The following is a 26233-nucleotide window of genomic DNA, read 5'->3' on the forward strand; positions in this document are numbered from 1 at the left end:
CGCGCGAGCGCGCCGGCTGCGGCCTAGTTGAGGGGCAACAGCCGCCGCGCTCGCGCTCCACGCCTATCGGAAGGGCACTTAAGGTGTGATGGCAAATGGCCAGGAAACCGAGATCGAAACACTCCGCGCCGTCATCGCGCGTTACAGCGCGCCGCAATGATTGGAATTCGATCTGCGATCTCCATCAGGGCCCGCGGTCAATGGCCGCATCTCGAGGCCATATACATGACCGCTCCCCGATCCGTTTGCCGAAGCAGCAAAAAGCCCTTGCCGAGAGGGGGCCGTCCATACATGACGGGGAGAGGCCAGCGCTGGAGTGGAGAGGATCCGTCGCGCGAAGCTGCCGCCGAACGCCCCATCATCCCCCGTAGCTCTGCACCAGGCTTCCCGCCACCAGCGACCAGCCGTCGACCAGCACGAAGAAGATCAGCTTGAACGGCAGCGAGATCGTTGCTGGTGGCAGCATCATCATGCCCATCGACATCAGCACTGAGGCAACGACGAGGTCGATGATCAGGAAGGGTAGAAACAAAAGGAAGCCGATCTCGAAGGCGCGCTTCAGCTCGGAGATCATGAAGGCGGGGACCAGGATGCGCAGTGCGAGATCGTCAGGCGTGGCCGGCAGGGCCTCGCCGGAGAGATCCAGGAACAGCTTGAGGTCCTTCTCGCGCACGTTCTTCTGCATGAAGCCGCGCAAGGGCACCGAGGCGCGCTGGAGTGCGTCCTCGACGCCGATCTGGTTGGCGACGAGCGGCCGGATGCCCTCGTCGTAGGATTTCTGCAGGACCGGCCCCATCACGAAGAAGGTGAGGAACATCGCCAGCGCAATGATCACCGAGTTCGGCGGGGCGGTCGCCGTGCCCATAGCGGTGCGCAGCAGCGACAGCACGACCACAATGCGCGTGAACGACGTCATCATGATCAGGATCGACGGCGCGATCGACAGCACCGTGAGCAGGGCGATGAGCTGGATCGCCCGCTCGGTGACGCCGCCGCCACCCGGACCTCCGCCGAGATTGATGCTGACGTCCTGCGCATGCGAAAGGCTCGCGAGGGAGACCGCGCCGATCAGGACAGAAAGAAAAAGAACTCTACGCGGGAGGGCCGGCAACCTCACGAAGACGGCTTCGGACGGCCGAGCAGGGACGCCATCTCGTCTTCGAGATTTTCAAAGCTGGTCTTTTCCGTGGCGGGCTTTGCCGGCGGGGCCGGTGGCGCCGGCGGCTCGCTGCGTGCCGCGCGCGGGGGAGCGGCCGGTGGCTCCGGCGCAACCGGAGGCGCGACCGTTTCGCCAGCCGGGCGTCGCAGCGCAGCTTCGAGCCGCTGGGCCATTTCGGCGAGATTCTGCTCGGCGCTCGAGGGCGTAGCGGCCGGGGCAGGGGCCGGCGGAGCCGCCTGCGGAATCGGTGGCGGCGGCGCCGCACGCTCGGCGCGCACCGGCGGCACCTTTCCCGGGTCGTTGTGGCGCGGCGGACGCGGCATCAACGGCGGCTCGCTGCGGGCGATGCGCGGCGGCAGCGGCTCGGGCCGTGGTTCGCGCTCGGGCCGTGGCGCGATCGGCTCGGGCGGAAAGCCGGCCAGGGGATCGCTGCGGCGTTCGGCCGGCGCGGGAGCGGGCCGGCGCACCTCGTCGACGAAGGACGGCCGCGCGGGCCGTGGCGGCGGCTCGGGCATTTGCGGCTCGGGGTGATCGAGCAGTTCGGGTCGCGGCGCTTCGTCGGCCCAGGCGCCGGAATCGGGCATGGGGGCGAGGCGCGGCGCTTCGGCAGCGCTGGAGCGCTGCGGAAACTGGTCGCGGCCGGACCCGGCGCGAACGATATTGGGCTCGACAACGATGTCCGTCGGGCCGCCGATCATCAGGAGATGCTCGACATTGTCGCGCCGGACCAGCACTAGGCGCCGCCGTCCGTCGACGGCGGCGGCATCGATCACGGCGAGCCGGGGCATCCTGCCGCGCTGGGTGTTGGCGCCCAGCCGGCTGCTGGCGAATCGGCGAACCAGCCATGCAGCGACGCCGATCAACGCCAGAACGACGATGAACGCGACGATGAAGGTGATAGGGCTGCCTTGCATACTTGTCCCCGACAAATGGCGCTTTTCTCGTGCCCGTGGTCAGACGCGCCAACCACCGGCATACGATGCCCCAAACTGCGATCTCTTAACGTTCCACGGCAAGTTTTGCCGTCCCCAACTCTTAATAACCCATGAATCGCTCGATCCAAAACGACTTCTTGGCCCGTGTACGCGCCGCCAAATGGTTGGGTTAATGCCACTTTTGGAAAGGCCGAATCGGAACTGCCCGCCTGTCGTGTCCATCGGGGAACCGGTGCCTGTGATATCTTTAACCAGCTGTTAACCATACAGGCGGCAAATTCTGCCTAGCTTCGGATCTCAAGGTCCGCAAGGGGCGGAAGGAGCCGCAACGATGTCCATTAACGACCTCCCGGTGCTGTCAGCGCTTCGGACCAAGATGCAGTGGCACCAGGAGCGCCAGCGCGTCCTGTCCGAGAACGTCTCCAACTCCGATACCCCCAAATTCCGGCCGCGCGACCTGGTCGAGCCTAAGTTCGACAGGACCGGCGCCGTCACGGGCTCGATGGGGCCGCTGGCCCTGGCCCGCACCAGCGCCTCTCACATGACGCCGCTAGGGGCGGCCTCCGCATTCGACCAGAACAAGAATGCGGGTTTTGAGACTCGCCCTGCCGGCAACGCCGTCAATCTTGAAGAGGAGATGATGAAGGCCGCCAGCAACCAGATGGACTACGCGGCGGCGACCTCGCTCTATTCCAAGAGCCTGCGTCTGCTCAAGACCGCGATCGGCAAGGGCTAGAGCATGATCCCGGAACGGAAGAGCTAGAGACGCATCATGGCGAATGACAGCAGCGACTTTGCCCGCTCGATGGCGATCGCGACCTCCGGCCTGCGGGCGCAGGCCGGCCGCATGCGGGTGATCTCGGAGAACATCGCGAACGCGGATTCGACCTCGCAGACCGCTGGCGGCGAGCCCTACCGGCGCAAGGTGCCGACCTTTTCGTCCGCGCTCGACCGCACGCTCGACGCGCAGGTTGTCACCCTCGGCAGGATCAAGCCGGACCAGTCCAGCTTCCGCGTCAAATACGAGCCGAATAATCCGGCCGCCGATGCGAGCGGTAATGTCAAATATCCCAACGTGAACTCGGTGGTCGAGATGACGGACATGCGTGACGCGCAGCGGTCCTACGAGGCCAATCTCAACATCATCAGTGCGACGCGCCGGATGATCCAGCGCACGCTCGACATCCTCAAGAGCTGAACAGGACATCTGAGTCATGGCATCACCGACAATCGCCGCCAATGCTTACGCCAATCTCGCCCGCGTGCTGGAGAACAGCGGCGCCGGCAAGGGCAGCGAGCCCAGCGGGCAATCCTTCGCTTCACTGCTGAAAGACGCGGTCGGCAGCGTCATGGAGTCCGGCCGCAAGTCCGACGCGCAGACGGTGGCGATGGCCGCTGGCAAGGCCAACGTGATGGACGTAGTGACGGCGGTTGCCGACACCGACGTCGCGGTGTCCACGCTGGTTTCGGTCCGCGATCGCGTGATCGCGGCCTATGAGGACATCATGAAGATGCCGATCTGATTTCGGCCTCCGTCGTCATTGCGAGCGCAGCGAAGCAATCCAGAATCTTTCCGCAGACGGCAGTCTGGATTTGCTTCGCTACGCTCGCAATGACGGGGAGAGAACATTCCGTCCCGTCAGAATGATGAGGATGAGACTTGAACAAAGGAACTGTGTCATGACCGGACCCGAAACCCTCGACGTCGCGCGCGATGCGATCTGGACCATCGTGATCGTGTCGTCACCGCTGATGGTGGTCGGCCTCGTGGTTGGCGTCATCGTGTCGCTGTTCCAGGCGCTGACGCAGATCCAGGAACAGACGCTGATCTACGTGCCGAAGATCCTGGCCATCTTCGCCACGATGCTATTGGCGCTACCGTTCATGGCCGACTCGCTCCATGCCCACATGCTGCGGATCTCGTCGCGAATCATCGGCGGCTGAGGCACAATGCGTCGGTCATGCGCATCGACATCTCGCTGCTGCCGGCGCTTGCCGCTTCCTTCATGCTCGCCTTCGCCCGGGTCGGTGCGATGGTGATGCTGCTGCCGGGTCTGGGCGAGACCAACATTCCGACGCGGATCAAGCTGTCGATCGCGCTGCTGCTCACGCTGATCATCCTGCCGCTGCATCGCAATGCCTACCAGGTCGACATGGGCTCGCTCGCGCCGCTCCTGGTGCTCATGCTGCATGAGATCGCGATCGGCATCGTGCTGGGTGCGACCGCTCGTGTGACGCTCTCGGCCCTGCAAGTCGCCGGCTCCGTGATCGCGCAGCAGATGGGACTCGGCTTCGTCACCTCGGTCGATCCGACGCAGGGACAGCAGGGCGTGCTGGTCGGCAATTTCCTGACCATGCTGGGCGTGACATTGTTGTTTGCCACCGACAGCCATCATCTGGTGATCGCGGCGCTGAACGACAGCTACACGATCTTCGCACCGGGCGAGACCGTCTCGAGCGGCGATGTCGCCTCGCTGGCAACGCGGGCCTTCGCCGCCGCGTTTCGCCTCGGCTTGCAGCTCTCCGGACCGTTTCTGGTGTTCGGCCTCGTCTTCAACATCGGGCTCGGGGTGCTGGCGCGGCTGATGCCGCAGATGCAGGTCTATTTCGTCGGCGTGCCGCTGTCGATCTTCGCGGGCTTTCTGGTGCTCGCCGTGGTGCTCACGGCGATGATGGGTACGTATCTGGATTACTTCATCGGTGTCATGCACCAGATGATGCCGCTCAAGTAATAGGGATCGATCGATGGCGGACGACAACGATCCCGAGAGTCAAACAGAAGACCCGACGCAAAAGCGCCTCGACGATGCACTCGAACGCGGCGACGTCGCCAAGAGCCAGGAGATCAACACCTGGTTCATGATGGCGGGCGGCACGCTCGTGGTCTCGACCTTCTCGGCCTCGGTCGGCAGCGGGCTCTTGACGCCGATGCGCAACCTGCTCGCCAATTCCTGGATGATCAAGACCGACGGCAGGGCTCTGCTCGCGCTGATGCAGCAGATCGAGTTCGCCGTGCTCGCCGCGATCGGCGTGCCCCTCTTGATGCTGATACTGGCGGCGATTGCCGGCAACATGCTCCAGCATCGCCTGGTGTGGTCCGCCGAATCGCTGAAACCCAAATTCAGCAAAATCTCGCCCGGTGCTGGCTTCAAGCGCATCTTCGGCAAGCAGGCGGCGGCGAACTTCCTGAAAGGTCTCGGCAAGCTGATCGGGCTCGGCGTGGTCATGGCCATGATCCTGTGGCCGGAGCGGCACCGCATGGAAGCGATGGTCAAGCTCGATCCGGCCGCCATGCTCGGAGCCACCACCAGCATGACCATCCATCTGCTCGGGGCAGTGGTGGCGGCGCTCGCGATCGTCGCCATCGCCGACTATTTCTTCCAGTACCGAAGCTGGTTCCAGCGGCAGAAGATGTCGCTCCAGGAGATCAAGGAAGAGTACAAGCAGTCCGAAGGCGACCCGCACATCAAGGGCAAGATCCGGCAACTGCGGCAGCAGCGCGCCAAGAAGCGCATGATGGCGGCGGTTCCCAAGGCCTCCGTGATCATCACCAACCCGACGCACTATTCGGTGGCGCTGTCCTACGAGCGCGGCATGTCGGCGCCGGTCTGCGTCGCCAAGGGCGTCGACAACCTCGCCTTCAAGATCCGGGAAATCGCGCGCGAGCACGACATTCCGATCGTCGAGAACGTGCCGCTCGCCCGCGCGCTCTACGCTACTGTCGACATCGATGAGGAAATCCCGACCGAGCACTACCATGCGGTCGCCGAAGTCATCGGCTACGTGATGCGGCTGAAGCGCGGATTCAGCGTCGGGCGGGGATAAAATGCGCGGAAAGTACCGGGAATGGCCGTAATCTGGGAATCAGCGTACCTTTCGCCCCTGCTGCCCTTGCGCCTTCGGGTCCGATTCAGGCAGGGAGGACCCTGCGCGCCCTGTAGCGCGTTGATTCTCTGCCGACAGGCTACGCCAGCGTGAAATGACTGCTGAGACCGACCACGACCTGTCACGCGAGCCCGTTGCGGCGCATGAGCCGTCGCCGCGCTCGGGCAGCATCGCGCTCGTGCTGCTGGTGGCCGCCGGGCTCGTCGCGGTCGCCGTCGGGCTAATGACGCTCGGGCGCGCGCAGGCGCAGCCCTATATTCTCGGCATCCTCGCCGTGCTGGCGATGGTCGGCCTGTTCAACCTGTTCGCTTTCGCCGCCGGCATCATCCGCTTCGCTGACCGCAATCTCGACGATCCCATCATCGGCCGCATCTCCGATCACGCGTTCGACGGGCTCGCGGTCACCGATGCGCGCGGCCATGTGGTCTATTCCAACGCGGCCTATCTGACGTTGACCGGCGCCACCGGTCCACAGGACGTGCGTCCGGTCGAGCGCGTCTTTATCGGCAACCCCGACGTCTCCGAAGCCGTGTTCCGCCTGCTCAAAGCCGCCCGCGAAGGCAAGCGGCAGCAGGAGGAGGTGCGCATCTCCGGTCATGACGGCAACCAGGGCCGCTGGCTGCGCATGAGGGTGCGCCCGCTCGGCACCGGCAAACGCGAAGCGAAATATGCGGTGTGGTCGATCGCCGACATCACCCGCGATCGGGAGCGCCAGGAGGACGTGTTCCAGGAGCTCCAGCACGCGATCGAATATCTCGATCACGCGCCGTGCGGCTTCTTCTCGGTCAATCCAGCCGGCGAGCTCGCTTATGTCAACGCGACGCTGGCGAACTGGCTCGATTACGACCTCGCCGAGATCGGCTCGGGCGGATTGAAGCTTACCGACATCGTCTCCGGCGACGGCGCCTCGCTGCTGACCTCGATCGTGGCGGTACCCGGCGAGGTGAAGATCGAGGTCTTCGATATCGACCTGCGCATGCGCACGGGCAAGACCATGCCGGTGCGGCTCTATCACAAGCTTGCCTTCGGCGCCGACGGCACGCCGGGGCCGTCGCGCACGCTCGTGATCAGCCGTGCCCGCGACGAGCGCAGCGATCCCGACCGCGCCGCCGAAGTGCGCTTCATGCGCTTCTTCGACCACACGCCGATGGCAATCGCGACCGTCGACCGCGCCGGCAACGTCGTGCGCGCCAACGCCCGCTACGCCAAGCTTGGGCAGGCCTTGGGGCTCGACAGCGCCTCCAAGTCGATCTTCCGCGCGGTCAGTTCGCGCGACAGGCACCTTTTGATCGCGGCCATCAACCAGGCCGCCGAAGGCCAGGCCGACGTCGCGCCGGTCGAAGTGGCGCTGGAAGGGACCAAGGAGCGCTGGGGCCAGTTCTTCGTCACGCCGGTCGATTCGGCCGAGAATGACGCGGAAGCCGCCATCGTGCACATGCTCGAGACCACCGAGCGGCGCGCGCTGGAGAACCAGATCAACCAGTCGCAGAAGATGGAGACCGTCGGCCAGCTCGCCGGCGGCATCGCCCACGACTTCAACAACGTCCTCTCCGCCATCATGATGGCGAACGATTTCCTGCTGAACGCGCACAAACCGACCGATCCGTCGTTCCAGGACATCATGCAGATCAAGCAGAACGCGACGCGCGCCGCCACCCTGGTGCGGCAGCTGCTGGCGTTCTCGCGTCGGCAGACTTTGCGGCCGCAGGTGCTCGATCTCGGCGATGCTTTGAGCGATCTTACCATGCTGCTGCGCCGGCTGATCGGCGAGAAGGTCAAGCTCGATCTCGTCCACGGCCGCGACCTGTGGCCGGTAAAGGTCGACGTCTCTCAATTCGAGCAGGTGATCGTCAACCTCGCGGTGAACGCGCGCGATGCCATGCCTGATGGTGGCAAGCTGATCATCCGCACCGCCAACGTCACCAGCGACGATGCCGGCAAGCTCGCCTACAAGGGCATGCCGGCCGCGGACTATGTCCGGATCGAGGTCGCCGACACCGGCACAGGCATCCCCGCCGATATCCGCGACAAGATTTTCGAGCCGTTCTTCTCAACGAAAGAGGTGGGCAAGGGCACCGGCCTCGGGCTTTCCACCGTTTACGGCATCGTCAAGCAGACCGGCGGTTTTATCTACGTCGATTCCGAACCGGGGCAGGGCACCTCGTTCCATATCTTCCTGCCGCGCCATCATGCCGAGCCGGAGCTACAGGTCGAGCAGCCCGCAGCCGTGGTCAGCGCGAGCAATGGCGCCGCGAAGGACGCCGCACCTGTGGCGGAGGCCAAGCCGCGCACCGATCTCACTGGCCAGGGCACCATCCTTCTCGTCGAAGACGAAGAGGGCCTGCGCGCCCTCAATGCACGCGGCCTGCGCTCGCGCGGCTACACGGTGGTCGAGGCCGAGAACGGCGTCGAGGCCATGGAGGTGCTGGAGGAGCAGAGCGGCGCGATCGATCTCGTCGTCTCCGACGTGGTGATGCCGGAGATGGACGGCCCGACGCTGCTGACGGCGATGCGGGAGAAGAACCCGGATATCAAGTTCATCTTCGTCTCCGGCTACGCCGAGGATGCGTTCGAGAAGAGCCTCCCCGAAGGCCAGCAGTTCGACTTCCTGCCAAAACCGTTCACGCTCAGCCAGCTCGTGGCGGCGGTGAAGGAGACGATGACGAAGGCGGGGTGAGGCGCGCCCTCTCCAGTCATTCCGCAATGACGAGGGAGAAAGCGGAAATCGCATTGCAAACCGCCGGTATCCGGCGACCCCCCGTTCCCGTTTACCCGGCCAAACCCTCGCCAAATATGGGCTTTTGCCACATCCCCGCGACTGAGGGCCGCAGCCACAGGTTCCGAAACCCGCTTCACTTTTCGGGAAGTCTGCCCATCTTAAGCGCACGTCCCCATGCCGGGGATTTGGGAAACGCACATGACTTTCTCGCAACGCTCCCGCAGTGTCTTCAAGGCGATTGCCGTCGTGCTGGCGCTTGCGCTGCCGACCGCGCTGGCGATCTCGTCTGCCGACGCCCGCGCCGGCGGCGGCTTCTCCTCGGGTTCGCGCGGCTCGCGGACGTATTCGGCGCCGCCATCGACCACGACCGCGCCGGGCTCGACCTCGCAGTTCAACCGCACTTACACCCAGCCGGGCGCAGGCATGAATTCGGCCGCGACCGCGCCGGCGCGCGGCGGCCTGTTCGGTCGCGGCGGCGGCTTCCTGGGCGGCCTTGCGGCCGGCTTCCTCGGCGCAGGCCTGCTCGGCATGCTGTTCGGCGGCGGTCTGTTCGGCGGCCTCGGCGGCCTGTCCTCGATCCTGGGCCTGATCATCCAGATCGCGCTGGTGGTGCTCGTGGTGCGGCTGGCGATGTCCTGGTGGCAGCGCCGTCACTCGCCGCAGGCGGCCTATGCCAATGCTGATGCGGGCGCAGGTCCCGGACCCCAGCCGAACTATCGCAGCGGTCTCGGTGGCTTGGGCTTCGGCGCCAACAACGCGCCGCTCGAGATCAAGCCTGACGACTATGAAGCATTCGAGCGCCTGCTCGGCGAAGTCCAGACCGCATGGTCGAACGAGGACGTCGCCAAGCTGCACACGCTCGCGACGCCGGAGATGGTCTCCTACTTCGAGCAGGACCTCGCCCAGAACCGCGCGCGCAACGTCGTCAACAAGGTGACCAACGTCAAGCTGTTGCAGGGCGACCTCGCGGAGGCCTGGCGCGAAGGCGAGACGGACTACGCCACGGTGGCGCTGCGCTTCGCTCTCACCGACAAGACGGTCGACCGCAACACCGGCGCAGTCGTTGCCGGCAGCGAGCAGCCGGGCGAGGCGACCGAAATCTGGACGTTCGCCCGCCGGCCGGGCACCGGCTGGGAATTGTCGGCGATCCAGCAGACCAACTGATCGCTCGTGACATGAGAAACCAAGGCGTCGTGCTCCGGCACGGCGCCTTTTCTTTTGCGCGTCTCTTCTTTGCGGCGCCTCGCATCGCCGCATCGGAATAAGCAGGCGTGCGTCGGGTTGAAATCAGGCGGCCAACGACAACCACAACAGGAGGACACCATGATCCGCACCGAGAAATCCCTGGCGATTTCAGGCCTCGCACTCGTATTGGCCTTGCTTGCGGCCCCATCGGCGCTGGCACAATCGGCCGACATGACCTTTTTCGTGACCTCAAGCGGCCTCGGCAAGGGCGCCGATCTCGGCGGCCTCGAGGGAGCCGACGCGCACTGCCAGAAGCTCGCTCAGGCCGCCGGCGCAGGCAACAAAACCTGGCGCGCCTATCTCTCGACCCAGGCCGCCGACGGCAAGCCGGCAATCAACGCCCGAGACCGCATCGGCAAGGGACCGTGGCAGAACGCCAAGGGCGCGGTGATTGCGAAGGACGTTGCCGATCTGCACAGCCCGGCCAACAACCTCACCAAGCAGACCGCCCTCAGCGAGAAGGGCGAGGGGATCAATGGTGTTGGCGACCAGCCAAACCGGCATGACGTCCTCACGGGATCGCAACCAGACGGCACCGCGTTTGGCGGTCCGGACGATCGCACCTGCAAGAACTGGACATCGAGCACACAAGGCGCGGCGATGGTCGGCCATCTCGATCGACGAGGCTTGCGCGACGATGAGGCCTCGAAATCGTGGAACAGCTCTCACCCGTCCCGCGGTCCCGACGGCGGCTGCTCGCAGGCCGATCTGAAGAGCACCGGCGGCGACGGCCTGTTCTATTGTTTTGCGGCGAATTGAGGCGCGGAACTCCTTCTCACGTCATGGCGTTCGTGGTTGCGTACTGACTTGCCGCAACGCAATCACGGACGGTCTCCATGAAATACGAGCTCTATTACTGGCCCGAGATCCAGGGCCGCGGTGAATATGTGCGGCTGGCGCTGGAGGAGGCGGGCGCCGCTTATGTCGACGTCGTACGCGGGCCGGGCGGAACGGCTGCGATGATGAAGATGATGAATGCGCGTGAAGGCACGCCGCCCTTTGCCCCGCCGTTCCTGAAAGCGGGCAAGCTCGTCATCGGCCAGACCGCCAACATCCTGCTCTATCTCGGTGCCCGCCATGGCCTTGCGCCGAAGACCGAAGGCGGCAGGCTCTGGGTGCACCAGCTCCAGCTCACCGTCGCCGACCTCGTCGTCGAGATCCACGACACCCATCATCCGCTCGGACCCTCGCACTATTACGAGGACCAGAAGCCAGCGGCGAAGAAGCGCACCGCCGATTTCTGGAGCGAGCGCGTGCCGAAATATCTCGGCTATTTCGAGCAGATTCTCACCGAGAGTGGCGGCACCTATGTCACCGGCCGCCGACTGACCTATGTCGACCTCTCGCTGTTCCAGATCGTCGCGGGGCTGCGCTATGCCTTCCCCAGGCGCATGAAGGCGTTCGAGACGGATATTCCGGGCCTGGTCGGCCTGCACGACCGCATCGCTGCGCGGCCGAACATCAAGGCCTATCTCGAAAGCGACCGCCGCATTCCCTTCAACGAGCAGGGCATCTTCCGCCGCTATCGCGAGCTGGATAATTAGCCGGTCGGACGGCAGTGGGATTGCCCTCACCAGAGCCCCGGCACGAGGCGATAGCGCACCCGCGCCGCATAGTCGGCATAGCCCGGCAGGCCCTCGCGCAAGGTGCGCTCCTCGATCCCGATGCGGACCGCAAACAAAGCGGCGAAAAGCGGCAGCATCGCAAGTCCCCACCACGACCCCAGCAGCAGCGGCACGCCGGTGAAGAACAGGATCATGCCGCTGTACATGGGATGGCGGACGTGGGCGTAGGGGCCGGTCGAGATCACCCGCTGTGCGCGCTCGGCCTGGAGCTTCACCACGGGGGCGGCAAAGGAGTTCTCGCGGAAGACCCACATCGTGAACAGCGTCGAGGCCAGGAACAACACGAGGCCGAGGACCTGGAACGCAACCGGCATCTCGGAGGACCCAATGCGTCGGTCAAATCCTATCAGCGCCAGCCAGGCGAGCATCGTGATGACAAAGACAGTCACGAAGATCTTGTCGGCGACGGGCTGATCCCGTTGCAGAACCGGCCGCAGACGTTCGGCGAGCAGCGCCGGATCGATCCGGTAGAGCCACCAGCCGCAGAGCGGACCGAGCAGGGCAGAGGTGGCGAGGAGCACCCAGGCCGAAGGCCAGTGCCACGTTCCGGCGGAGGCGAACAACAGCGCGCCCATGCCGACGACGACGATCGTGTTCTGCAACAGGAAGCGTGCGATCATGCGCAGGATCCCGGGATGACCGCACGATCATGGTCCCGCTATCCGGCAAAGATGCGGCCGGATGCACCAAAGGCCCGATCGACCGGATCGGGCGCTTCAGCCTTGGCAAGCCTGATCAGGCGAGCTGATCGATCCGCGTACCCTGACCGGGCGGCAGCGGCGCGGGCGGCTGCGGCTTATAGGTCGGATCCTCGTCCTTAACCTTGGCCTGATCGTCCTGCTGCTTGGTCGTGTCGTAGTTCGGAACCACGATCGCGATCGGCGGCGGCGCAACGGTGGAAACCTTCATCCGCAATCCTCACACATGGAAGCAATCGAGCCTGCCCTGTGAGGAGCGAAATTTCCTTCAAGGCAATTGCTAAAATGCGAGGGAATTGGCGCGGTGGATGCGCTCTCTTTGCTTCCGCGAGTGCAAGATTTGAAAGGGGCGCGGACGCCGTTGGCTCGCAATGACGACGTATGCGGCGAGCAACATCGTGATGCTCGCACCGCGGCGGCAAGAACGTGCAAGGCTCCTATTCGTCTTTGCCGCGCGTGATCGCGATGGAGGCGTCCGACTTGGTGCGGGTGCATTCCATGTTGAGCCGCCGGTAGCGCATGCTGATCTTATCGCCGCGCAGCAGGCCCATCCGCTTCAGGCAGCGTGTCGCGCCCGTCGTGGTGTCGTCCTTCGTCACGGTGAAGACGATCGCCGCCATCGACCCCACCAGCGCATAGAACTCTGGTTTGGGCTTGCGATCGCCCTTGGCATAGAGCTCGATCGAATATTTGTCGCCGCGGCAGCCAACGGACAGCTCCTTGGCCGCCGGGTGCGTCAAATACACGATGTTGGCGGCCCGGAAATTCACCTTGAGCCGATCGACCTGGTTCGCCAGCTCCTTGGCGCTGTCGTCGCAGCGGTCGGCGCGCGCGGGGAAGGTGAGGGCCACAAGGCCGGTGATGGCGGCGGCGACCAGGATCGCGCCGCGGAGGTTCAAGTTCAATGTCATGATGAAAAGCCTCTTGCGGCGCGCATTCAAGCGTCGGCGGGCGCGAAGCGCAAGGGTGGGCGCCGGCCTTTCCACGTGCCGTGCCAATGCCTTCCCGAGCCCCTAGCCACCCTCTCCCATGCGCCCCGGTCCCTTTCTTTTCCGTCCAAAATGGGCTTAGAACGCTTCTATGCCGAGGGCCCACGAGGCCCCAAACCCCGAGATCCGCTATGAACGCTCCCACCGCCTTTCCCGACCAGTCAAAACCCGTTCCGCCCTACAAGCACACCCCGCTGTTCCCGCTGGGCAAGGACGAGACGCCCTACAAGAAGATTTCGTCCGAGGGTATCAGGGTTGAGAAGGTGCTGGGCAAGGACATGCTGGTGGTGTCGCGCGAGGCGCTGCGGGCGTTGTCGGAGGCGGCTTTCGGCGACATCAACCATTACCTGCGGCCGGGCCATCTGAAGCAGCTTCGCGCGATCCTGGAGGACGGCGGGGCGAGCCCGAATGACAAGTTCGTTGCCCTCGACTTTTTGAAGAACGCCAATATTGCCGCGGGCGGCGTGCTGCCGATGTGCCAGGACACCGGCACCGCGATCATTATGGGCAAGAAGGGCTGCAACGTCATCACCGACGGCGACGACGAGGCGGCGCTCTCGGAGGGCGCGCGCGATGCTTATCTGCGCCGCAATCTGCGCTACTCGCAGGTCGCCCCGCTCTCGATGTTTGAAGAGAAGAACACCGCCAACAACATGCCGGCGCAGTGCGAGATCTACGCCGAGGGCGACGACGCCTACAAGTTCATGTTCATGGCAAAGGGCGGCGGCTCCGCCAACAAAAGCTTTCTGTTCCAGGCCACGCCGTCCGTCCTGACCAAGGACCGGCTGCTCGCGTTTCTGAAGGAAAAGATCCTGACGCTCGGCACCGCGGCGTGCCCGCCCTATCACCTCGCCATCGTGATCGGCGGCACCTCGGCCGAGCTCTGCATGAAGACGGTGAAGCTTGCCTCCGCCCGCTATCTCGACGCGCTGCCGACCCACGGCTCGCCCGACGGCAATGCCTTCCGCGACGTCGAGATGGAGAAGGAAATCCACAAGATGACGCAGAGCTTGGGAGTGGGCGCGCAGTTCGGCGGAAAATATTTCTGCCACGACGTGCGCGTGATCCGGATGCCGCGTCATGGCGCCTCGCTGCCGATCGGGCTTGGCGTGTCCTGCTCGGCCGACCGCCAGGTGCTCGGCAAGATCACGAAGGATGGCGTTTATCTCGAGGAGCTCGAGCACAACCCGGCGCAATACCTGCCGCAGGTGGAGCAGTCGCTCGGCGGCGAGGTCGTCAAGATCGATCTCAACCAGCCCATGAAGGACATTCTGGCGACGTTCTCTAAGTACCCGATCAAGACGCGGGTCTCGATGACCGGCACCATGATCGTCGCGCGCGATTCCGCGCATGCCAAGCTGCGCGAGCGGCTGGAGAGGGGCGAGCCGCTGCCGGACTATTTCAAGAACCATCCGGTCTATTACGCCGGGCCAGCCAAGACGCCCGAAGGCTATGCCTCCGGCGCGTTCGGCCCGACAACCGCAGGCCGCATGGATTCCTTCGTCGACCAGTTCCAAGCTGCGGGCGGTTCGATGGTGATGGTGGCGAAAGGCAACCGTGCTCCGGCCGTGCGCGAGGCCTGCAAGAAATATGGCGGCTTCTATCTCGGCTCGATCGGCGGCGCCGCCGCGAACCTTGCCGAGCACTGCATCAAGAAAGTCGAGGTGCTCGAATATCCCGAGCTCGGCATGGAAGCGATCTGGCGCATCGAAGTCGTCGACTTCCCGGCGTTCATCATCATCGACGACAAGGGGAATGATTTCTTCAAGGAATTGAATTTGGGCTAGCGGCCTCACCTCGCTTGCGGCGCCGGTGAGCGTGCATGTGCTCTTACGCAAGTCCGTGATGCCCGGGATTGCACGGACCTTCTGCTGCTGCGAGCCCGTGGATGGCCGAGCATTCCCGGCCATGACGATGCGGAAAAGCTTAGGCGCGCCCTGTCGCCCTCAGCGGACGGCAGACCGGCCTTAAGCGCGCGTGCCCGTGAACGGGAAGCTACCCATCGGGCCGATGCCCATCTCGCCACTGATGCTGTCGCCCGAGACGGTGCCGGTGAATTCGAGCGTGAGCGGCATCGGATTGGTGATCGAGACCTTCCAGGAGACGTTGTCGCCGCTGACGTTGCCGTCGAAAATCTCGGCGGTACTACCTTCGGCACCCTGCGTGCCCGTGAGCGTGCCGCCCGCGGCCTTCAGGCTGAGCGTCGCCTGGCGCTCGCCCATCGGCGTCGTCATGGTCAGATTCCAGTTGCCGTCCACGGCCATTCCCGTCTCCCAAACAAAGCCCGGCGGGCCGCGACGATCCGCGGCCAGTCCTGTGGCGAGCCTATAACCCAACTCGCAGCTCCTGCCTAACGCTCCGATGGGGCAATTAGGCGCGGGCAGCGCCGCGCCGGCGGCTGGTGACGATGAGGCGCAGCACGACGTACTGCACGGCAAAGGCCAGGATCTTGGCGCCGCCTGCGACGATGGTGAGATAGAACGCCCACAGCTTCAGATCGCCGGTCGATGCGACGGCGATCATGCCGATCCCGATCACGAACATCAGCACCGCCCAGGCATAGCCCGCAGCCGTCACATATTCCGGAACGGTCTCGACGACGATCGGCGGCAGGTAGCGCAGCATCCAGCCGCGCTTGAGCATGATGAGGCCGATCGCGAAATGCGCGATCGCGGGCTTTGCCAGCATGAAGCGGGGATCATTGGTCAAGAGTGTGATCGCGCCCAGTCCAACAACGAGCGCGAGGCTCGCATAAGTCATGTAGTTGAGCTGCTGGCCCTTGACGCGGGCATAGATCACCTGCGCGATTGCGCCGGCGATCGCCACCGATGTCGCCAGGATGACGTTGTCGGTGATGAGGTAGACGGCGAGGAAGACGATGGCGGAAAAGAGGTCGGAGGCGAGGCGAGCGAATACGTCCTTCATCGTCGATCCCTGTTCAGCGGGCGCTGCGTAATGCGCGGGCGGGCGTACCGTACTTGATCTGGCGATACTCGGGATACCACTTTGTGAAGTAGATTGCGCTGTTGCGCGCGGCGAAGGCGACCGCAACACTCGACCAGAGCGGCAGCCCGGGGACGTAGAGCAGCACGAGATTGGCGGCGGCCATCAACAGCGCGGCTGCGGTCCAGGCGCCGGTTATGACGTAATTGGCGTAAAGGAAGCCAGGCATCGCCGCGGTTTCGGCCGGGACCGATTCAAGCGCATATTGCAGCGTGAAGGGACGGCGGGCTAGCATCGAGCCGAGTGAAATGACGAAGATGCCGATATCGACCGACAGCTTGACACTGAGCGTGCCGAGCCCGGGATGGACCAGTGCGAGATAGAGGCCGATTGCGGCGAACACGGCCGCCGAGCCTGCGGCCAGGATCTTCACCGAGCGGCCGCGCGCGACATCGATTGCAACGGTGGCGAGGCAGATCGCGGAGGCCGCGAACACGCTGATCGTCGCCGAGGTCACCAGCATCAGCAACGCGAAGACGGCGTAGGGCGCGAGGATCAGGAAAATCGCCATGTGCCACCTCGGTCAGGCCGAATCTTTACAACGTCAAGATACGTAGCCGAACGCGAAAATTGGGTCAAGCGAAATCTTTACAGTGTCAAAATGACGAAGGCGGCCTCTAGAAGATGAATTGCTGCAGTGGCTTGTTCGGACGCCTCCTCGGCCAATTCCGCCCAGGGGAGGCGCGACAGGATCGGCGCCGCTGCGGCGCTCAAAAGAGCCGCGGCGAGCAAGATGCCGCCGTTGAAGATGGTATGGCTGCTTCGCTTCAGTCGGATCATCTCGAATGCGAGCGCGGCGCAGGAGAGAGCGAGGACGGCGAGGCAGGCTGCTGTGATCGAGGGCATGTGCATGTGGAACCTCTTGGTGATGCATCCGCGCCGTCATGCCGGACTCGCGTGAATGCGCGCCCGGAATGACGAGGAGGGCGTTACGCCGCCCCCACCCAATTGCCGTGAAAGCCGTCGGGCACGCGGTGGCCGAGCTGGACAAGCGCGACGGGACCGGCCTCGACATCGGTGGCGTTGAACACGGCGAGGTCGCTGCGGTTCTCCCGCGCGCGCCAGACCAATGCGAGCAGCCACCCGTCGCCCTCGGCCGCATCCTTCGATCGTTCGACGAACACCGGCTCGGAGATGGTGTCGCCGGCCGGCAGCAGATAATGGCCGAGCCGTCGGCCGCTGCCGTCGACATGGACGATGCCTGAGAGCGCGTCGAACATCGGCAGCCGTGGATTGGCGCAGGCGTACCAGCCATGGCGGCTCTTCAGTCCGGCGCGGCGATCGTCGATGCGGGGGAATTCGCCGGCGAGATCGTCGAGATAAGTCTGCTGGAAGCGGTCGGTTTTTCCCGAAAGATCGAATGTCCAACGGCAGTGGCGGGCGCGCGACTTCTCCGGATCCGTCGGCCGACCGTCGGGATGCGGAAACAACGGCGGCTCCTCGAACTGCATGACGTCAGCGATGATGCGGTGATCCTCCTCCCACGCATTCATGACGTGGAAGACGTAGCAGGCCTCAGCTCGAAACCAGACGATGTCCTTTGCCGTGCCGTTGCGCTTCATCACGCCGACATAGGCGCCCTTGTCCGGCTCCCAGGCATAGGGCGGCCGTCCGCTCATCGCGCGTTCCATGCTGCCGGTGATGGGGAGGATCGGAAACAGCACATGGTTCGCGGTGACGATGAAGTCGTGCACCATGCTGGCATAGGGCGCCTCGAAACGCTCGAAGCGCGTCGCCCGTCCTGACGCATCGATCGCTCCGTAGGAGAGGGCAGGGGTCAGCGGTCCGGCCGCATTGTACCCGAAGAATACGAGTTCGCCGGTCACAGGATCGATCTTCGGATGCGCCGTGAAGCTGCCGGCGATGCGGCCTTGGTAGTTGTGATAGCCGCGCGTTGCCAGCGTACCCGGCTCGATCTCGGTCGGCAGGTGTGCTTCTTCCAGCGCCAGCAGCTTGCCGGCATGGAAGATGATGTTGGTGTTGGCGACGCCGCCGTCAGAGAGATCCGCCGGGGCATCCGGCAGCTTGCGGCCGAACCCGCCGAACAAAGCGCGGCCGGCGTCGTGCTCGGCCAGCCATTTCGGCGTGCGGACCCAGCGGTTGCGGTAGCTCGCGCGTCCGTTCTCGAGGTGGAAGGCGTGCAGCATGCCGTCGCCCACAAACCAGTGCGCACCGGGCGACGAGAACTGCGAATTGGGGCCGTTGCGATAGAGCGTGCCGTTCAACTCGCGCGGCAATTCGCCGATGAGCTTGAGGTACGCCGCGTCGGCTTCGAAGGGAATCGGCGCGATATTGTTGCGCTGCTCGGTGACGACGTCCTGCTGCACGGCGTATCCTTCCCTATCTTTACATCGTAAAGATCAGATAGTGCCGATTGCCGTTGCGGTCCAGGGAAATCTTTACACTGTCAATATGGCGCCTTATAGCTTGTGCATGGGCAAAAGCGAAACCAGGGCGGCGCGCGGCCTGCGCCCCCCGAAGAAGACATCGTCGACCTCGCACGTCTTGCCGCGTCTCGCGCGGCGCCCGGCAGTTGCGAAGGCTGAGACACCCTATCATCACGGCGCTCTGCGGGAGGCGTTGCTCGAGGCCGCCGAACGGGTGCTGGAGCGCGACGGGCTTGCCGGCCTGACATTGCGTGCGGTGGCACGCGAGGCGGGCGTCTCGCACGCCGCTCCCACCCATCATTTCGGAGACCTCACGGGCCTGCTCAGCGAGCTCGCGGCGGTCGGCTTCCGCCAATTCAACGCGGCGATGGCAGCTTCATCCGATGCCGCGTCCACGCCGCTTGAACACGCACTGGCGCGGCCGAAAGCCTATGTTGCCTATGCGCAGGCGCATCCCGGCATGTACGGCATCATGTTTCGCACCGAGCGGCTCGATTATTCCAGGCCCTCGCTGCGCGAGGCGGCCGAAGCCTCCTTTGCCGGGCTCGCCAATGCCGTCGGCATGATGCGCCAGGAGCAGATCAGCGGCGATGCGCTGACCTTGAACCAGGGCGCGGCGATCGCACGGGCCTGGTCGCTGGTGCACGGCTTCACCATGCTGCTGCTCGATGGCCGGCTCGAAGATATCCTGGAGAGGTTGCCCGAGGGAACGACGGCCGAACGGCTGCTCGAGGCGATGCTGACGTCGCCCGTGACCACGAAATTGCCGCCTGGCGGCTGTTTGCCCCCGGCGAAGACCTAGCGCATGGTCGCGAGCTCGACGGCGCGGCCTCTTGTGCCGATGATCTTGACCTCGTCCTTGCCGCACCTGAAGCCGCGGGCGAAATCGTCGGCGGCCTTGCGCGCGAGCTCATTGGCGGTGGGATTCGCGATCGCATCGACATAGGCGACGTGACAGACCGGACCCGGCGGCAGCCGGGTCACGACCAGCATGGCTTTGGTGTTCGGCCGCCCCTGCTTGTCGGGATCGCTGCTGTCGGCGATGTGCCAGCGCTGAATGATCGCAAATGGCTTGGCGCCCGCAGCTCGCCATTCGACAGTCGTGTCCGATGAATTGAAGGGAGCGAACCAAACTTTGGCCGCCGGCTCCTCGGCCGCTTCCTTGCGATTGCGGCCGACCGAGACGACCTCGCGAAGATCATCCTCGGCGATCAGCACTACGAGGCCGGACTTGCCCGGACAGACCCGCATGGTGCTGCCGTCGAGCGCGCTGGGCTTACCGATCTGGCGGCAATCTTTCGGCGCGGTCGAGGTGTAGATGCCGCCCACGGACTCGGCGCAGGCCCAATTGACGGCGGCGCATATCAGCAACACGGATAGGCATGTGGTGACGATGCGGATCATGATGACGCTTCGATGCAGCTGGAACTTCGTAGCATCAGACGTCTTGACTGTGGGCAAGGTTCAAAAGCGCCTCCAGGCACCTGACAGCGGCGCGGAATCGTTCTAGAAGAGCGGCTCGCCTGGGCCGCTCCGGCCCCGTTCGCGTCCTCGTTCTCTTGATCATGCCAGCCATATCCTCGAACAAACCTTATCGCGTCGGCCGTTCCAAGACAGGGCTCGGCCTCTTTGCCACCAAGCCGATCAAGAAGGGCACCCGGATCATCCGCTATTTCGGGCCGATCCTGGACTCGCGGATTCCGGCGCACGACGAAATCGAGAACAAATATCTGTTCGAGCTCAACGGGCGCTGGACCATCGACGGATCGGTGCGCAAGAATCTCGCCCGTTACATCAATCATTCCTGCCGGCCCAACGCCGAGTCCGACGTCCGCCCGCGCGAGCGCAAGGTCTTCATCCGCGCCATCAAGAACATCGAGCCGGGCGACGAGATCAACTACGACTACGGCACCGACTATTTCAAAGCCTATCTGAAGCCGATCGGCTGCAAGTGCGATTCCTGCGAGAAGAAGCGCAAGAAGCTGCGCGCCGAGGCGCGGGCCCAACGCACCAAGGCGAAGGCGCGGGCCGAGCGCAAGGCCGCGAAGGCGGGCGCCAAGAGTGCGAAAAAGAAGGCTCCCAAAAAGAACCAGCTCAACGGTCACGCCGCCGCCAAGACGAACGGCCGCGCGCGGGCGTAGGAATCCAAGATTCCGGGGCGGTGCGCAGCGAACTACGGTGCGCCCTTGCGCACCTGAGAATCTCGAGATTCCGGGTCTGGTGCTGCCGCACCAGCCCGGAATGGCAGTGATCGGTAGGTCACGCCGCCACCGCACTCGCGCTCCTCCGCAACCCCACATATTGCAACTCCGCGAACACGCCGGTCGCGATGGCTTGCGCCACAACCATCAGCTCGCCCATGAGGTTCGGCGACACCGCGCCTGAAAGCAGCAGCGCGATGCTGCCGACCGTCCAGGCCGCGTTGCCGATCACGACCAGCAGCACGAGCGCCTTGGAAACAGATGCACGCGCGGCGAGCCAGCCGACCAGTACGGTGTAGGCAATCAGGAACAGGCCGGTCTCACCCAGCAGCGCTTCGGGAAGGTTGAACAGCGAGGCGAACGTGCTCGCGCCGAAAGTGAAACCCAGCGCGGCGACGCCGCTGAAGACGGCATCGGCGAGCAGTGCACGGCGCAGGAAAGTGGACGCTTCGATCATCGTGGTTCTCCTTGGTTGAGGTCGAGGGACATCACCGCAATCCGCGCCACCAGGCGCGGACGAGGCGGGCGAGGCGGAACGGGCACAGGCTCCTGCCGACGCCGTGCTCGAAGGCGATGACCTGCGCGACGACATAGTCGCCGGTCGAATGCACGAGCGGCTCCGGGACGTTGAGGCTGCGCGCCAGCATCCGGGTTGCGAAGGCCATGGCCCAGGGGAAGACGTGGTCAGCGATGGTCCGGTAGAGCAGCAGCGCGATCATGGTCATCTCCTGTTGCGACCGACGATGCGCGCGTCCGCGCCTCAATTCGATTACCTCGCGGGTAATGGAAGGGCCGAAATTCGCATGCTAGGTTTTCGATCATGAAGGCACATGCATCCACGGCACGTACTGAACGCAGCCAACCGGTCCATATCGGCGACCATTTGCGAGAATGGCGGCAGCGCCGCCGCATGAGCCAGCTCGATCTCGCCGGCGAGGCCGAGATCTCCGCGCGCCATTTGAGCTTCGTCGAGACCGGCCGCGCCGCGCCCTCGCGCGACATGGTGCTCAGGCTCGCCGAGCGCCTCGACGTGCCCTTGCGCGAACGCAACGTGCTGCTGGTCGCGGCCGGCTATGCGCCGGCGTTCCCGCAGCGCCCGCTGGAGGATCCCGCCTTGACATCAGCCCGCCAGGCGATCGACCTCGTCCTCAAGGCACATGAGCCCAATCCGGCACTGGCGGTGGACCGGCATTGGAACCTGGTCTCGTCCAACCGCATGATGGCGCCGCTGCTCGACGGCATCCCGCAGCATCTGCTCGGCCAGCCCTTGAACGTGTTGCGACTTGCCTTTCATCCCGAGGCGCTGGCGCCGCGTACCGTCAATCTTGCGGAATGGTGCGGGCATCTGCTCGAGCGGCTGCACCGGCAATGCGAGGCGACCGCCGATCCTGAACTGATCAAGTTGTATAACGATCTAAAAAGCTACCCCATCCCGGCGCGTGCGGCGCCGCTGCCGAGCGACAATGTCGCGATCCCGTTCAAGCTGCGCCACCAGGGTGAGATCCTGAGCTTCTTTTCCACCACCATGGTGTTCGGCACGCCCGTCGACATCACTCTGTCGGAGCTGGCGCTGGAGACCTTCTTCCCGGCGGACGAGCGCACTGCCGAGCGGCTGAAGCAGATGGCGGCCACACTTTCTTAGCCGCGTTTACAGGGTGCACGAGGGCCCGCATAATCGGCGGATGGATACACGCTCGTCCCGGTCCTTGCGGCCGGCCAATCCGGTCGGCAATCTCCTGCGCGCCTGGCGCATGCGCCGTAAGTTGAGCCAGGCGGAGCTGGCGTTCGAGGCCGGCATCTCGGTCAAGCATCTCAGTCATGTCGAGACCGGCAAGGCGGCGGCCAGTCGGGACATCCTCCTCCAGCTCGCCTCCGCGCTCGATTTGTCGCTGCGCGACCGCAATGCGCTGCTCGAGGCCGGCGGCTTCGCGCGGCAATATGGCGAGCGCGACCTCGCCGCGCCCGAGCTTGCCGATGCGCGGCGTGCCATCGATCTTCTGCTCAGCCGTCACGAGCCATTTCCCGCGATCGTCACCGACCGGCGCTGGAACGTGAAACAGGCCAACCGCGCCGCCTCGCGTCTGATGACGATGCTGCTTGGCTCTGAACGTATGCAGCGTCCGCTCAACCATATGCGCATGTTCCTCGCGCCGGACGAGCTCAAGCCGTTCGTCGAGAACTGGCCAATTGTCGCGGCAGCGCTGTTGTCGCGGGCGCGTCATGAAGCGATGGCCGCCCCGCTCGACGATGCCCTGCAATCGACCTGGCGCGAATTGATGCGCTTGCCGGAGCTGCCGGCGCCTCAACTCGAGGACGAGGCCGTGCCGGGGCCGTTGTGCGAGGTGCGCCTGCGCAAAGGTGAGGTCGGCATCGGCCTGATCGGTGCGGTCCTGACGCTCGGCACGCCGCAGGACGTCACGCTCCAGGAGCTTCGTGTCGAGATGTTCATGCCGGCGGATGCAGGGTCCGAGACCACGCTGATCGCGCTTGCGTCTCAGGACGCCTGAGCCTGCACGGCCTCACGCCGCTCGAAGCTCAGGGCCTGCATCACCTCGGCAAACGGACCGTTGCGATCGCTCAGCGTCGCCGTGGTCAGGCCCGCGCCGTTGGCGCCGACGCCCGTCGCCGCGCGGATCAGGATCCATTCGCCCTCCGGCGGCCGGACGAAATAGAGGCTGATCTCGGGATTGATGAAGGTCCATTGGCGCATATCGACGATCTGCGCGACGCCGCTGGAGAAGTCAGCGGCCTGCACCGCCTGGAGCAGCGGCGTGTTCGGCTCGCCTTCGACCAGCGCGGCGTCGAGCCGCATCCAGGCGGCGGCCGGACCCGGCTTCTCCAGTGCGCCCTCGATCAGCCGCACCGTCACATTCTGGAAATAGCGGCTCCATTTCTGCGCGAAGGCCGGCGGCGGCGTGCCTGCCTCGGGCGCCTGGTCGAGCGCTGCGGGCGCCGCGAAGGGATCGACCGGCGATTTTCCGCTCTGCGCCGTCAGCAGCGCCGTGCAGCGGCCGATCTCGGTCTCGCCGTCCATCAGCCGCACTTGCGCGGTCTTGGCCTTGCGCCCGTCGCGCAGCAGTTCAGTGGTGGTCCTGAAGGCGCGCAGGCCTGCCGGTCGCCAGAGATCGAAGGTCAGGCGCCGCACCGCAAAGCCCGATTCGGTTGCGAGCCGCTCGACCTCACGGGCCATCAGCGCGGTGGTAGCGCTTCCCTGCAACATGTCCGGCGACCACGGACCGCCGGCATGCTCCGTAGCCCGAAATTGATGACCTTCCGGCCTGAAAATGGCTGTCATTGCAGTCTCCCGCTGGCTCGATCGTGCAGCGAGTATCGGGGCGGGTTGCGTTTCCTACAATAACCGCAGAGGTGAAGTCGTGAGCCATGCGGGACGGGCGCCTTGCGCGGCCTCTGGTTCGGCTTATCTTCCGATGGACCCGTAGACTGCCCGAAGGAAGCGCCGCCATGAGCACGCTGAAACCGCTCCAGATCGACGTCGTCTCCGACGTGGTGTGCCCCTGGTGCTATATCGGCAAACACCGCATCGAGAGCGCGTTGGCGCTCGTGCCTGATGTTCCGGTCAAGCTCAACTTCCGGCCCTTCTTCCTCAATCCCTGGGTGCCGCGCGAGGGCATCAGCCGCGAGGACTATCTCACCCAGAAGTTTGGCTCGGTCGAGGCCTATAAGGGCATTGCCGGGCGCGTCGTCGCGGCCGCAAGCGAGGAGGGGCTCGTCTACCGGCCTGAGCTCGTGGCGCGTCAGCCCAACACGACCGATTGCCATCGCCTGATCCTCTGGGCCGAGGCGATCGGCAAGGCGCCCGAGATGAAGCAGCGCCTGATGGAGCTCTATTTCCGCGACGGCGGCGACCTCACCGACGTCAACGTGCTGGTGCAGGCGGCCGCCGATGTTGGCCTCGATGCCGACGACGTGCGCAAGCGCCTTGCCACCGACGAGGATGTCGCGCGCGTTTCGGCGGACGCACAGGAGGCCGCCGAGAAAGGCATCTCCGGCGTGCCGACCTATGTGTTCGCACAGAAATACGCCGTCTCCGGCGCGCAGGATCCGAACCTGCTCGCGCGCGCCATCCGCCAGGTCTCGGCGGAGGTCAACGCGCAGGCGGCGGAGTAGCTTTCTCTTATTTGCGGAGCCGATGGACCACGCCTCGCGCGGCCTGGTGCGCGACGTTGAGGCCGGCCAGCGCGGCATGAATGAGCGCGACGACCGGATCATTCCGCCGCAGCGGGACCAGCACGTCGCCGATTGCGAAGCGCCCGCGCCAGATCGGGTTGATCATGGGGTGGTTGGCGCTGGCCATCGAATCCGCGCTGGCAATGGCCGGATCAGCGCAGAGATGGCGAGTGAGGTCGAGCGTGAGCTGCACGCCCGGCGAATATCTTGCAAAGCGCTCGTCGATGCCGAGCTTGAAGAAGAAGGCGCGGTCCTGATGGCGCAGCACGACGCCGGCGGCGACCGGTGTCGTGCCGGCGCGCAGCGTGATGATCTCGCATTGCGCGGTTTCCGCCAGCGCCGCGACGGCGCGGCGGATGAAGGTCGCATCGCCCGCATGCTGGATCAGCGCGGTGCCGCGCTTGCCCTTCCAGCCGCTGGCCTCGAGCTGCAGGAACGTTTCCAGCGCGGGCCCGATCTCGTCGCGCCCTCGCGCGACCTCGAACACGACCGCGCCGTTTTCTTCGAGTCGATGGCGCTGGCGCCGCAGCTCCTTGAGCTTCCTGGCGCCGAGCGCTTCGCGCAGCAGCGCATCGCCGTCTTGCGTCGCATCGAGGCTGGCACGGATGTAGGAGCTGAGCACGCGCGGTCTCAGGCCGTCGCGATTGAGAACCTGATTGAGGGTGATCATCGCAGCGCCATCGAGCGCAACGTCATTCAGCACCAGCGCATGGGCTCCCGCCTCGCGCGCCTGCTGCAACAGACGCATAGCGGCCTCGATCGGGGCGTCGCGGTCGATCAGCGGGCTACACAGCGTGCCATAGGGATGCGCGCTCACCAGCGCGGGCAGGGGAATCTTCCAGGCGCGCCAGAGCGAGATCACCGGCATCAGTCCGATCAGCCGCGCCGAAGATCCGTCGAATGCGGGCAGTGCCGAGGCCGAGCTGCGGCCGCGCGCGGTTGCGCTGACGGCAAGCTCCCAGCCGGGCAAGTAGTAGCCGTTCGGCTCGACCGCCCGCTGCGCGAGCGCGCGCCATTGACCGGCGTCAATGGAGGTGAGCGGAACGAGCGCGCGCGCGGCCACAGCATCCCTTGCCGATGCCGGCTTGACCGCTGCCTGCTGCGCGATGTCGACCACGTCCCGTCGTTCCCCGTTCACGCAGGCCAAGGCCGCGTTACGGCCATGCTTAGCGCAACGATTGGAAAGATACCGTTGGGAT

31 protein-coding genes are annotated in these 26233 nt (G+C 65.0%); 16 read left to right on the plus strand and 15 right to left on the minus strand.

Annotated features, from left to right (window positions below; translation table 11 throughout):
- Window positions 1–358 precede the first annotated feature (358 nt).
- Together fliP and IVB12_RS05610 are read right to left on the minus strand one after the other, a co-directional pair.
- Window positions 359–1117, minus strand: coding sequence for a flagellar type III secretion system pore protein FliP (gene fliP, locus IVB12_RS05605; RefSeq protein WP_247296458.1), 759 nt, complete (start codon window positions 1115–1117; stop codon window positions 359–361).
- Complete coding sequence (locus IVB12_RS05610) at window positions 1114–2073, minus strand: flagellar biosynthetic protein FliO (protein WP_247296461.1); 960 nt, start codon at window positions 2071–2073, stop codon at window positions 1114–1116. Before IVB12_RS05610 ends, fliP begins: the two co-directional genes overlap by 4 nt.
- A 352-nt stretch (window positions 2074–2425) precedes the next feature.
- Here IVB12_RS05610 and flgB point away from each other — a divergent pair, with 352 nt between their 5' ends.
- The 10 genes from flgB to IVB12_RS05660 all read left to right on the plus strand — a co-directional run bounded on the left by flgB (window position 2426) and on the right by IVB12_RS05660 (window position 11487).
- Window positions 2426–2830, plus strand: coding sequence for a flagellar basal body rod protein FlgB (gene flgB / locus IVB12_RS05615; protein ID WP_247296463.1), 405 nt, complete (start codon window positions 2426–2428; stop codon window positions 2828–2830).
- A gap of 36 nt (window positions 2831–2866) precedes the next feature.
- Window positions 2867–3292 carry a flagellar basal body rod protein FlgC gene (gene flgC, locus IVB12_RS05620; RefSeq protein WP_247296466.1) on the plus strand — a complete coding sequence of 142 codons (426 nt, stop codon included), beginning with the start codon at window positions 2867–2869 and terminating at the stop codon, window positions 3290–3292.
- 16 nt (window positions 3293–3308) lie between these two features.
- Window positions 3309–3617, plus strand: a complete 309-nt coding sequence (gene fliE / locus IVB12_RS05625) for a flagellar hook-basal body complex protein FliE (protein WP_122402438.1) — start codon at window positions 3309–3311, stop codon at window positions 3615–3617.
- A gap of 157 nt (window positions 3618–3774) precedes the next feature.
- On the plus strand, window positions 3775–4038 hold the full coding sequence (fliQ, locus tag IVB12_RS05630; RefSeq protein ID WP_011088555.1) for a flagellar biosynthesis protein FliQ: 264 nt from the start codon (window positions 3775–3777) through the stop codon (window positions 4036–4038).
- A gap of 17 nt (window positions 4039–4055) precedes the next feature.
- On the plus strand, window positions 4056–4826 hold the full coding sequence (fliR, locus tag IVB12_RS05635) for a flagellar biosynthetic protein FliR (protein WP_247278056.1): 771 nt from the start codon (window positions 4056–4058) through the stop codon (window positions 4824–4826).
- Between the two features lie 13 nt (window positions 4827–4839).
- The gene (gene flhB, locus IVB12_RS05640) at window positions 4840–5919 is read left to right on the plus strand and encodes a flagellar biosynthesis protein FlhB (RefSeq protein WP_247296469.1); all 1080 of its coding nucleotides are present in this window, start codon (window positions 4840–4842) and stop codon (window positions 5917–5919) included.
- Between the two features lie 154 nt (window positions 5920–6073).
- A complete protein-coding gene (locus IVB12_RS05645) occupies window positions 6074–8656 on the plus strand; it encodes a PAS domain-containing protein (protein WP_247296471.1) in 2583 nt (860 codons plus the stop codon).
- 216 nt (window positions 8657–8872) lie between these two features.
- On the plus strand, window positions 8873–9862 hold the full coding sequence (locus tag IVB12_RS05650; RefSeq protein ID WP_247296472.1) for a Tim44 domain-containing protein: 990 nt from the start codon (window positions 8873–8875) through the stop codon (window positions 9860–9862).
- 159 nt (window positions 9863–10021) lie between these two features.
- Window positions 10022–10702, plus strand: a complete 681-nt coding sequence (locus tag IVB12_RS05655; RefSeq protein ID WP_247296474.1) for a lectin — start codon at window positions 10022–10024, stop codon at window positions 10700–10702.
- A gap of 77 nt (window positions 10703–10779) precedes the next feature.
- Window positions 10780–11487: a glutathione S-transferase gene (locus IVB12_RS05660; RefSeq protein ID WP_247296476.1), complete on the plus strand. Its 708-nt coding sequence runs from the start codon at window positions 10780–10782 to the stop codon at window positions 11485–11487.
- A gap of 26 nt (window positions 11488–11513) precedes the next feature.
- Here IVB12_RS05660 and IVB12_RS05665 read toward each other — a convergent pair whose 3' ends face one another.
- From IVB12_RS05665 to IVB12_RS05675, 3 genes are all read right to left on the minus strand, one after another.
- Window positions 11514–12188, minus strand: coding sequence for an isoprenylcysteine carboxylmethyltransferase family protein (locus tag IVB12_RS05665; protein WP_247296479.1), 675 nt, complete (start codon window positions 12186–12188; stop codon window positions 11514–11516).
- Window positions 12189–12303: 115 nt separating this feature from the next.
- The gene (locus tag IVB12_RS05670) at window positions 12304–12477 is read right to left on the minus strand and encodes a hypothetical protein (RefSeq protein WP_247278050.1); all 174 of its coding nucleotides are present in this window, start codon (window positions 12475–12477) and stop codon (window positions 12304–12306) included.
- A 226-nt stretch (window positions 12478–12703) separates the two neighbouring features.
- Window positions 12704–13177, minus strand: coding sequence for a hypothetical protein (locus IVB12_RS05675; protein ID WP_247296481.1), 474 nt, complete (start codon window positions 13175–13177; stop codon window positions 12704–12706).
- A 209-nt stretch (window positions 13178–13386) separates the two neighbouring features.
- Here IVB12_RS05675 and IVB12_RS05680 point away from each other — a divergent pair, with 209 nt between their 5' ends.
- On the plus strand, window positions 13387–15042 hold the full coding sequence (locus tag IVB12_RS05680) for a fumarate hydratase (protein ID WP_247296483.1): 1656 nt from the start codon (window positions 13387–13389) through the stop codon (window positions 15040–15042).
- Window positions 15043–15222: 180 nt separating this feature from the next.
- On the opposite strand, the gene IVB12_RS05685 is transcribed toward IVB12_RS05680, so the two are convergent.
- The 5 genes from IVB12_RS05685 to IVB12_RS05705 all read right to left on the minus strand — a co-directional run bounded on the left by IVB12_RS05685 (window position 15223) and on the right by IVB12_RS05705 (window position 18585).
- Window positions 15223–15519, minus strand: coding sequence for a hypothetical protein (locus IVB12_RS05685; protein WP_247280643.1), 297 nt, complete (start codon window positions 15517–15519; stop codon window positions 15223–15225).
- A 106-nt stretch (window positions 15520–15625) separates the two neighbouring features.
- Window positions 15626–16180, minus strand: a complete 555-nt coding sequence (locus IVB12_RS05690) for a septation protein IspZ (protein ID WP_247296485.1) — start codon at window positions 16178–16180, stop codon at window positions 15626–15628.
- A 13-nt stretch (window positions 16181–16193) separates the two neighbouring features.
- Window positions 16194–16769: a hypothetical protein gene (locus IVB12_RS05695; RefSeq protein WP_247296487.1), complete on the minus strand. Its 576-nt coding sequence runs from the start codon at window positions 16767–16769 to the stop codon at window positions 16194–16196.
- Between the two features lie 77 nt (window positions 16770–16846).
- Window positions 16847–17110: a hypothetical protein gene (locus tag IVB12_RS05700; protein WP_247296488.1), complete on the minus strand. Its 264-nt coding sequence runs from the start codon at window positions 17108–17110 to the stop codon at window positions 16847–16849.
- A gap of 77 nt (window positions 17111–17187) precedes the next feature.
- The gene (locus tag IVB12_RS05705; RefSeq protein ID WP_247296490.1) at window positions 17188–18585 is read right to left on the minus strand and encodes a carotenoid oxygenase family protein; all 1398 of its coding nucleotides are present in this window, start codon (window positions 18583–18585) and stop codon (window positions 17188–17190) included.
- Between the two features lie 106 nt (window positions 18586–18691).
- Between IVB12_RS05705 and IVB12_RS05710 the strand changes: the two genes are divergently transcribed.
- Window positions 18692–19447 carry a TetR-like C-terminal domain-containing protein gene (locus IVB12_RS05710; protein WP_247280761.1) on the plus strand — a complete coding sequence of 252 codons (756 nt, stop codon included), beginning with the start codon at window positions 18692–18694 and terminating at the stop codon, window positions 19445–19447.
- Here IVB12_RS05710 and IVB12_RS05715 read toward each other — a convergent pair.
- Window positions 19444–20049 (minus strand): hypothetical protein, encoded by a 606-nt coding sequence (locus tag IVB12_RS05715; protein ID WP_247280648.1) that lies wholly within the window; start codon window positions 20047–20049, stop codon window positions 19444–19446. The two genes, IVB12_RS05710 and IVB12_RS05715, sit on opposite strands and share 4 nt — an antisense overlap.
- 161 nt (window positions 20050–20210) lie before the next feature.
- On the opposite strand from IVB12_RS05715, the gene IVB12_RS05720 reads away from it, so the two are divergent.
- The gene (locus IVB12_RS05720; protein ID WP_247296493.1) at window positions 20211–20786 is read left to right on the plus strand and encodes an SET domain-containing protein; all 576 of its coding nucleotides are present in this window, start codon (window positions 20211–20213) and stop codon (window positions 20784–20786) included.
- Between the two features lie 118 nt (window positions 20787–20904).
- Here the strand turns inward: IVB12_RS05720 and IVB12_RS05725 are convergent, their stop codons facing one another.
- The gene (locus IVB12_RS05725; RefSeq protein ID WP_247280650.1) at window positions 20905–21303 is read right to left on the minus strand and encodes a hypothetical protein; all 399 of its coding nucleotides are present in this window, start codon (window positions 21301–21303) and stop codon (window positions 20905–20907) included.
- Between the two features lie 31 nt (window positions 21304–21334).
- The gene (locus tag IVB12_RS05730) at window positions 21335–21565 is read right to left on the minus strand and encodes a hypothetical protein (RefSeq protein WP_247296494.1); all 231 of its coding nucleotides are present in this window, start codon (window positions 21563–21565) and stop codon (window positions 21335–21337) included.
- Window positions 21566–21666: 101 nt separating this feature from the next.
- Here IVB12_RS05730 and IVB12_RS05735 point away from each other — a divergent pair, with 101 nt between their 5' ends.
- Both IVB12_RS05735 and IVB12_RS05740 read left to right on the plus strand, forming a co-directional pair.
- On the plus strand, window positions 21667–22488 hold the full coding sequence (locus IVB12_RS05735; protein WP_247296496.1) for a helix-turn-helix transcriptional regulator: 822 nt from the start codon (window positions 21667–21669) through the stop codon (window positions 22486–22488).
- Window positions 22489–22528: 40 nt separating this feature from the next.
- The gene (locus tag IVB12_RS05740; protein ID WP_247296498.1) at window positions 22529–23353 is read left to right on the plus strand and encodes a helix-turn-helix transcriptional regulator; all 825 of its coding nucleotides are present in this window, start codon (window positions 22529–22531) and stop codon (window positions 23351–23353) included.
- On the opposite strand, the gene IVB12_RS05745 is transcribed toward IVB12_RS05740, so the two are convergent.
- Entirely contained in the window at window positions 23341–24141 is an 801-nt protein-coding gene (locus IVB12_RS05745) for a thioesterase family protein (RefSeq protein WP_247296500.1), read from the minus strand. The genes IVB12_RS05740 and IVB12_RS05745 overlap by 13 nt on opposite strands.
- 167 nt (window positions 24142–24308) lie before the next feature.
- Between IVB12_RS05745 and IVB12_RS05750 the strand changes: the two genes are divergently transcribed.
- A complete protein-coding gene (locus IVB12_RS05750; protein ID WP_247296502.1) occupies window positions 24309–24974 on the plus strand; it encodes a DsbA family oxidoreductase in 666 nt (221 codons plus the stop codon).
- A gap of 7 nt (window positions 24975–24981) precedes the next feature.
- Here the strand turns inward: IVB12_RS05750 and IVB12_RS05755 are convergent, their stop codons facing one another.
- The gene (locus IVB12_RS05755; RefSeq protein WP_247296505.1) at window positions 24982–26151 is read right to left on the minus strand and encodes a GNAT family N-acetyltransferase; all 1170 of its coding nucleotides are present in this window, start codon (window positions 26149–26151) and stop codon (window positions 24982–24984) included.
- Window positions 26152–26233: the final 82 nt, after the last annotated feature.

It is taken from the genome of Bradyrhizobium sp. 179 (genome assembly GCF_023073535.1).
Lineage (GTDB): Bacteria > Pseudomonadota > Alphaproteobacteria > Rhizobiales > Xanthobacteraceae > Bradyrhizobium.